Origin of the sequence: Nonomuraea lactucae (assembly GCF_003313395.1) — a bacterium.
Lineage (GTDB): Bacteria > Actinomycetota > Actinomycetes > Streptosporangiales > Streptosporangiaceae > Nonomuraea > Nonomuraea lactucae.
In genome coordinates this window covers 1-7,226 of sequence record NZ_QNFZ01000892.1, presented here as the reverse complement: position 1 = coordinate 7,226, position 7,226 = coordinate 1, and the positions used below count along the sequence as shown (strand labels likewise).

The window sequence follows — 7,226 nt, the reverse complement described above, 5'->3', positions numbered from 1 at the left end:
CGGGCCGCCGTGCTGGACGGCGCGCCCGAGGTGCTGGCGATGGAGACGGGCCGGGCGCCGTGGGTGGCCGTGCCGTACGCGCCCGGCCGGCCCGGGGCCGAGTGGTTCCTGGAGCCGGTCATGGTCGGCGGGACCTTCATCGGGCAGGCGCACGGCCCCGACTTCGTCCCGTACTGGCTGACCGACCGGGCGCCCGCCCTGCCGGGACCGGCGCCGGGGCGCAGGCCGCTCACCGAGACGCGCCGGAGGGTGCTGCTGGCCGCGCTGGTGCTGGCCGTGCTGATGCTGCTGTTCGCCGTGATGGCCCTGCTGATGATGCTGGGCAGGGCCGATCCCGACCAGTTGCCGAGGCCGCTGCCGGCCACCAACTTCGAGCCGACGCCGCCGCCGACGCCGGTCTCGCCGGACCCGCGCCAGCCGACGCCCACGCCGTCGCAGTCGCCCAGCCAGACCGGCCCCGGCACGCCCGGCCAGTCCCCGGGTGACGACGCGGGAGAGGAGTCGCCGCTCTGACCCGAGGCGGTTCGGCGGGTTGAGCCTCACGTCACGTGAGGCTCTAGCGTCCGGCGGCATGGAGTTCATCGTTCACGACACGCTCACGGCTATGGCCGACCTGCTCGGGCAGCCGCTGGAGCGGCGTCCCGGCGCGCTGCGGGAGCTGCTGGCGCCCATGCGGTCCGCGATGCCGATGCCGGGCGACATCGTCGACATCCACCACCGGGGCGCCGGTTTCAGGGTCGACGCCGACGACCCGCGCTACCTGCCGGCCGTCCAGCGCATGATCGACGCCGACGTGCTCGGGCAGGTCGAACGGGAGCTGGCCCGCGCGTCCGAACGGCTCAAGGACGCCAGGCAGGCCGATTCGCTCCAGGTCATGCTCGTGCTCGGCGATCCGGACGACGACTACCTGATGCGGACGGCCGGGGGCTACTACGGCATGGGCGGCTCGCCCGGCTGGCTGTACCTGCTGGCCTGGCCGGACGACGGGACGATCGGGCGGATCGCGCACTGCGCGGTGCACGAGTTCCACCACAACGTGCGCTTCCAGACCGTGGAGTGGAACCCGCGGACCGTCACCGTGGGGGACCACGTGGTGGCCGAGGGGCTGGCGGAGGCGTTCGTGCGGGAGCTGTCGGGGCCGGAGGCGATGGGGCCGTGGTCGTCGACGGTGTCGGGGGAGGCGCTGGAGTCGGCGTACGAGCGGATCATGGCGGACGCCGGCCTGGCCGGGATGGCGCTCACGCCCGCGTACGTGCTCGGGGACGGTGCGATGCGGAGGTTCGGCATGGAACCGCGCGGCATTCCCGACATGGCGGGATATGCGGTGGGGTTGCGGCTGGTGGACACCCACCTGGCCGCCACCGGCATGACGGCGACGGAGGCCACGCTGGTCCCCGCCTCCGAGATCCTCGCCGCCTCGGTGCCGGGTTCGGTCTCACATCCGGGATCGTATGTCGATGAGTATTCGCTCCCGGAGTAATGCGCCTTCAGAGAAATGCGCCCCCAGCGAAAAGGCGACGGAATGGAGCGGGGCCGGGTCTAGCGTCGGAGAAATAGTTCGACGAAAGGCGGCCCATGACGGAGACCACCCGCGCGCTATGGCCTGACCAGCTCGCCCAGCGCCTGCTCAAGGAGCGGATACTCGTTCTCGGCCAGGAGGTCGACGACGACATATGCAACCGGCTCTGCGGCGAGCTGCTTTTGCTCGCCGCAGCGGATCCGAAACGCGACATAACCCTTTACATCAATTCGCCCGGTGGTTCGGTGCAGGCGGGGATGGCCCTGTACGACATGATGCGGTTCGTTCCGTGTGACGTGGCGACGGTGGCCATGGGGTTCGCCGCGTCCATGGGGCAGCTCCTGCTGTGCGCCGGAGCCCCGGGCAAGCGCTACGCCATGCCCAACGCCCGGATCGTCATGCACCAGCCGCTCGGCGGCATCGGCGGGTCCGCGGCCGACATCCAGATCCAGGCCGAGAACCTGCTCCACACCAAGCGCCGGATAGCCGAGATCATCGCCCACCACACCGGCCAGGCGCTGGAGCGCATCCAGGCCGACTCCGACCGCGACCGCTGGTTCACCGCCCAGGAGGCGCTCGAATACGGCTTCGTCGACCACATCGCGGAGGGGACCGACTGACATGAGCGGACGTTACGTGCTGCCGTCGTTCACCGAGCGCACCTCGTACGGCCTCAAGGAGATGGACCCCTACAACAAGCTGTTCGAGGACCGGGTGATCTTCGTCGGCACCCCGATCGACGACACGTCCGCCAATGACGTGATGGCCCAGCTGCTCACGCTGGAGTCGCTCGACCCCGACCAGGACATCAACATGTACATCAACTCGCCGGGCGGGTCGTTCACCGCCATGACGGCGATCTACGACACGATGCAGTTCGTCCGGCCGGAGATCCACACGGTCTGCATCGGCGAGGCCTCCTCGGCGGCGGCGGTCCTGCTGGCGGCCGGCGCACCCGGCAAGCGGGCCGCCCTGCCGCACGCCCGCGTCCTGCTCCACCAGCCCGCCACCGAGGGCGGGCGCGGCCAGTCGAGCGACCTGGAGATCCACGCCCGCGAGATCCTGCGCATGCGCGACCAGCAGGAGGAACTGCTCGCCAGGCACACGGGCCGGCCGACGCCGGAGATCCGGCGCGACATCGAACGCGACCGCATCTTCACGGCCGAGCAGGCGCGCACGTACGGGCTGATCGACGACATCTACGCCTCCCGCAAACGCACCCTGACCACGACCCGCTGACAGACTCCGGGGCGGGGGGAGGGGAGCCCGGGGAGGACTGGTCCCGGGCTCCCGGCATCTGATCAGTAGCAGTACCAGGAGAAGGCGTCGTTCGCGTCGTGGTAGGCGGCGCGCGTCAGCCTGCCCTCGTAGTGCCAGCGGCAGGCGTCGTGCATGTCGACGTCTTCCTCTCTGGTCGAGGGCCCCGGGTGGCCGCCTCGGGACCAGCGAAGCCGCGTGGCCGGGGTGTCCAACAGGGGCTCGGACAGACGCGGACGGACCCGTCCGCGACCGATCCGCTCACTGGCCGCACCCGGAAAGCCGTCAACCGTCGGACACCTGGAGTAATCGCTCGTACACTCTCGGGTGGAATGCCGAACGGCCCGGGCGGAGGAGGACGGTCTGAGGCAATGAGCGAGGATCCGGCTGGTGGCGAGGCGTCCAGATCCGGTGTGGAGTCCGTGACCTGTCACGAGGATCTGGTGAGGTTGCTGGCCGAGCAGCTCGCGCGGGCCGACATGTCGCTCCGGGAGCTCCAGCTGCGGGCCGACAGGGCGGGCGGGACCCGGCTGCCCCGGGCCACCTGCGCGGACATGCTGGCCGGGCGCCGCTTCCCCAAGAAGGCGTTCATGGTGGCGTTCCTGCGGGCGTGCCAGGTGCCCGAGCATCGGCTCCCGGCCTGGGAGAGGGCCTGGGAGCGGGCGCGGGTCGCCCGAATGCCCACCACCCCGGCGCAGGCGGGGCAGGCGGAGCAGGCTCCGGTCCCTCGCCGGAGACGGCGCCTACCCGCCGTGCTCATCGCCCTGACCGCGGTGGCGGCCGCGGTGGCCCTCGTCGTCGTTCCATGGGGGGCGCCGCGGCGCGGCGCGTCCGAGGCCGCCGGTCGCGCCGTCACCGACGACGGCCGCGCGTTCGGTCCCGGCGGTTCGAGCCGGTTCACGGTGTCGATCCACCCGGCGAACACCGGGATCCGGCTGACCCGCCGCCTGGACGCCACGATCGCCCAGCAACGAGCCACCATCACCGTGGACGTCGGCCCCGGCCACACCGCGGGCGAAGCCGCGCACCACTACCGCATCACCGGCCCGCAGACCTTCGCCGGCACCCGCGAGTACGACTACCCGCCGCCGACGCGGCCCCGCTGATGCACGGACGCCGCCGCACGCAAGAGGCGGTGGTCCATGTACGGAACCTATGCGGGGTTCGGCCATTATGTGGCCGATCGTCGGGCCCGTGGTCGGACGGTCCGGGCACTTGGCTTCCGGGGAAAGCTGGTACTGGCATGGCCGTCATCACCGTTCACGTCAAATATCCGATACTGGAGCACGGGCTGTGCGAGGCGCTCAGAGCCGAGGGTTTCGAGGTGAGACCACTGAAGCTCCCTCCTGACCCGGTTCACTCCCCTCCGACGGACCTCTTCCTGCTCGACTCCAACATCGCCGACGATCCCGCCGAGCTCATCGTCGAACTGGCGGGGACGGCTCCCGTCCTGCTGTTCGCACCGCCCGTACGCACCCATCTGCCAAGCCACCGGCACGTCTCGGGCGTCATCGAGTGGTCGGCTCCCGTCGGCGTGATCGTCGACGCGATCGGAACGGTCCTCGACGGAAACCGCTTCTCGGGCGTGGGCCCTGAGCTGCAGTCGTTGTCCGCCAGGGAGTCGCAGGTGCTGGGACACATCGCCGACGGCCTGACGCAGAACCAGATCGCCGACACGCTCGGCATCAGCAGGCACACCGTCGACACCTACATCCGCCGCATCCGCTCCAAGCTCGGACTGGGCAACAAGGCCGACATGACCCGCGCCGCCGTGCTCAGCGCCGCCACGATGTAGCCGCCACGATGTAGCGGTGACGGTGGCGTTCACGCGCGGCGCGTGCCTGTGATCACTGGTAGACGCGCACGTAGTCGACGAGCATCCGGGACGGGAACGGCGTGCTCGCGTCGGGAGGACCCGGCCAGTCTCCGCCGACCGCGAGGTTGAGGATGATGTAGAACGGATGGTCGAACACCCACGGGCCGCGGGTCCGCTCGACCTCCTCCTTGCTGAGCGTCAGCACCGTCCTGCCGTCGAGGGTGTAGACGATGCCCCGGCTGTCCCAGTGCGCGGCCCAGACGTGGAAGTCGTCGGAGAAGCCGGTGCCGTCCGGCAGCGTGTACGGCGCGCCGATGCCGCCGCCGCCGTGGTAGGCGGGCGCGTGGACGGTCGAGTAGGAGGTCTTCACGTCCTTGCCGAGGACCTCCATGATGTCGATCTCGCCGTTGTACGGCCACGGCCGCCCGGTCAGGAAGTCGGCCCCCATCATCCAGAACGCCGGCCACAGCCCGTTGCCCCTGGGCACCTTGATCCTGGCCTCGACCCGGCCGTAGGTGAAGTGGAATCTCGTGCCGGTGTTCATCCGGGCGGAGGTGTACTGGCAGGTGGTGCTGCCGGTGAGCGGGTCGCGCGGGCAGGTCGAGCCGGGAGTCGCCTGCTTGCGCGCCTCCATGACCAGGTGGCCCTGGCCGTCCATGGCGGCGTTGGCGTGGTCGGTGTAGTACTCCAGCTCGTTGTTGGGGCCGGTGCCCGGGTCGGCGCGCCAGCCGGCGGCGTCGGGCCTGGCGCCGGCCGGGCCGTCGAACTCGTCCCGCCACACCAGGGACGGCGGGTCGGCGGGGTCCTTCGGCGGGGCGGGCGGAGGCGTGGGGGCGCCGCCGGTGCCGTACACCTGGAACTCCCAGAGGCTGTAGCCGTACGGGGTGGCGCGCTGGGTGCCGTACACGCGCACGTACCGGCCCGTGCCCGTGACCTCGAGTGTCTGCTTGAGACCGGTGCCCGTGGCCGTGCCGTAGACGGTCGTCCAGGCAGCCGCGTCGGGTGAGACCTGGATCTGGTACGCCCTGGCGTGGGCCGCCTCCCACTGGAGGACGACCCGGCTGATCCGGGCCGTCGCGCCGAGGTCCACGTAGATCCAGCCCGGATCGGTCCAGCCGGTGGTGGAACTGGTCGCCCACCGGCTGGCGGGGTCGAGGTCGAACGCCCGGGCGGGGGTGCACTCCCAGCAGTCGGCGTCGTTCTGGGAGGTGGAGGCCACGCCCGGCTTGCCGTACGACAGCAGCCGCTCGTCGCCGGGCCCGCTCATGGTGCCGAACACCTGGAACTCCCACAGGCTGTAGCCCCAGGGGGTGGCGCGCCGAATGCCGTGGACGCGCACGTAGCGGCCGCCGCCGGAGACGTTCAGCGTCTGGTCGCCGCCGGTGCCTCCGGCCGTCGCGTGGAGGGTGGTCCACGACGTGCCGTCGGCCGACGCCCGCACCTCGAACTCGGCGGCGTGGGCGGCCTCCCAGCTCAGCCGCACCTGGCTGATCGAGGCGGCCGCGCCGAGGTCCACCTGGAGCCACTGGGGGTCGGAGAAGGCGCTGGACCAGCGCGTGCCCGGGTCGCCGTCCACCGCGGCGGATGCGGGGAACGCGGCGCTCTCGGCCGAGGAGGCGGTGACGGGTCTCCCCTGCGAGAGGAGAGGGTCGGCCGCGGCGGCGTGCGGTGTGGGGACGAGGACGGCGGTCAGCAGGGCGAGGACGAGGGCGGCGAGGAGTCCCGGGCGGCGGACGCCCGGGATGGGGGGTGGTCTCATGACGTCTCCGTCACAGCGGGGGAGTGGACGGAGAGCGCTCTCTGAAACGGAGCGTCCTAGCTCTTTTCACAGATGTCAAGGCCCTTTGTTAGATCGGGGGAGTGTTCTCTGGCGGAGAGACGTAGCTGGAGCCAGAGGAACAGCCGTCCGTCGGCGTCGGCGAGCCGGAAACCGAAGACCTCCTCCGCCCTGGCCAGGCGGTATCTGCAGGTGTTGGGGTGGACGTTGAGCCGCTTGGCCGCCGTCGCGACGTCCCCGTCGGAGGCGAAGTAGGCGAGCAGGGTGTCGGCGTAGGAGGTGCCGTGCTCGCGGTCGTGCGCCCGGATGGTGGGGCCCGCGCCCTGCGCGAGCCTGGGCACCAGGGCGGTCATGTCGGCCAGCTCGGCCAGCGCGACGCTGGGCCTGACCTCGTCGATGGTCGCCACCATGGGGCCGCCGCCGCTCCAGTCGCGCCCGGCCAGCACGCGGAGGACGGCGTCGGCGTCGTCCCGCGACTGCGCGGCCGCGCGCAACCCGGCGACGACGGATCCGAGCGCGGCCCGTACGGGCAGGTGCAGCGCCCGGCTCGCCCTGCCGGCGATGTGGGTGATCAGTTCCTTGTGCGTGGTCGAGGGTGAGCCCGCCGGGAGCAGCGCGTAGACGGTGCCGTCGATGAGGGCGCAGCCATGGTGGCCGTAGTGCGCCTCGCAGTGCAGGCTGACCAGGTCGGTGAGCTGCAGTGCCGCGCGTGCCGCCGCCACTCCGCCCGGGTCGTCGGAGGCGACGATGAAGGCCGCCACGACGGCGGCGGCGGCGGCCCGCATGCCGAGCTGCGGCCCGACCACGGCGGCGCTGACCGGGTCCTCCAGCACGCGGCGCAGCAGGTCGCCCCGTCG

Annotated in this window: 8 protein-coding genes; 6 read left to right on the top strand and 2 right to left on the bottom strand. The window is 71.6% G+C overall.

The genetic code is table 11. The features are described 5' to 3' along the window. From DQW85_RS30860 to DQW85_RS30835, 6 genes are all read left to right on the top strand, one after another. Window positions 1-513, top strand: a 513-nt coding sequence (locus DQW85_RS30860; protein WP_113703328.1) for a hypothetical protein, incomplete at its 5' end; no start/stop codon positions are given. 58 nt (window positions 514-571) lie between these two features. Next, window positions 572-1,480, top strand: coding sequence for a DUF2268 domain-containing putative Zn-dependent protease (locus tag DQW85_RS30855; RefSeq protein ID WP_113703327.1), 909 nt, complete (start codon window positions 572-574; stop codon window positions 1,478-1,480). A gap of 95 nt (window positions 1,481-1,575) precedes the next feature. Next, window positions 1,576-2,139, top strand: coding sequence for a ClpP family protease (locus tag DQW85_RS30850; RefSeq protein ID WP_113703326.1), 564 nt, complete (start codon window positions 1,576-1,578; stop codon window positions 2,137-2,139). A 1-nt stretch (window position 2,140) separates the two neighbouring features. Beyond that, the gene (locus DQW85_RS30845) at window positions 2,141-2,758 is read left to right on the top strand and encodes an ATP-dependent Clp protease proteolytic subunit (RefSeq protein ID WP_113703325.1); all 618 of its coding nucleotides are present in this window, start codon (window positions 2,141-2,143) and stop codon (window positions 2,756-2,758) included. A 389-nt stretch (window positions 2,759-3,147) separates the two neighbouring features. After that, a complete protein-coding gene (locus DQW85_RS30840; protein WP_162795509.1) occupies window positions 3,148-3,882 on the top strand; it encodes a hypothetical protein in 735 nt (244 codons plus the stop codon). Between the two features lie 137 nt (window positions 3,883-4,019). Beyond that, complete coding sequence (locus DQW85_RS30835) at window positions 4,020-4,571, top strand: helix-turn-helix transcriptional regulator (RefSeq protein ID WP_113703323.1); 552 nt, start codon at window positions 4,020-4,022, stop codon at window positions 4,569-4,571. 52 nt (window positions 4,572-4,623) lie between these two features. Here DQW85_RS30835 and DQW85_RS30830 read toward each other — a convergent pair whose 3' ends face one another. Together DQW85_RS30830 and DQW85_RS30825 are read right to left on the bottom strand one after the other, a co-directional pair. Beyond that, the gene (locus DQW85_RS30830; protein ID WP_113703322.1) at window positions 4,624-6,351 is read right to left on the bottom strand and encodes a discoidin domain-containing protein; all 1,728 of its coding nucleotides are present in this window, start codon (window positions 6,349-6,351) and stop codon (window positions 4,624-4,626) included. Between the two features lie 56 nt (window positions 6,352-6,407). Beyond that, the coding region (locus DQW85_RS30825) for a PucR family transcriptional regulator (RefSeq protein ID WP_162795508.1) at window positions 6,408-7,226 on the bottom strand (819 nt) is incomplete at its 5' end.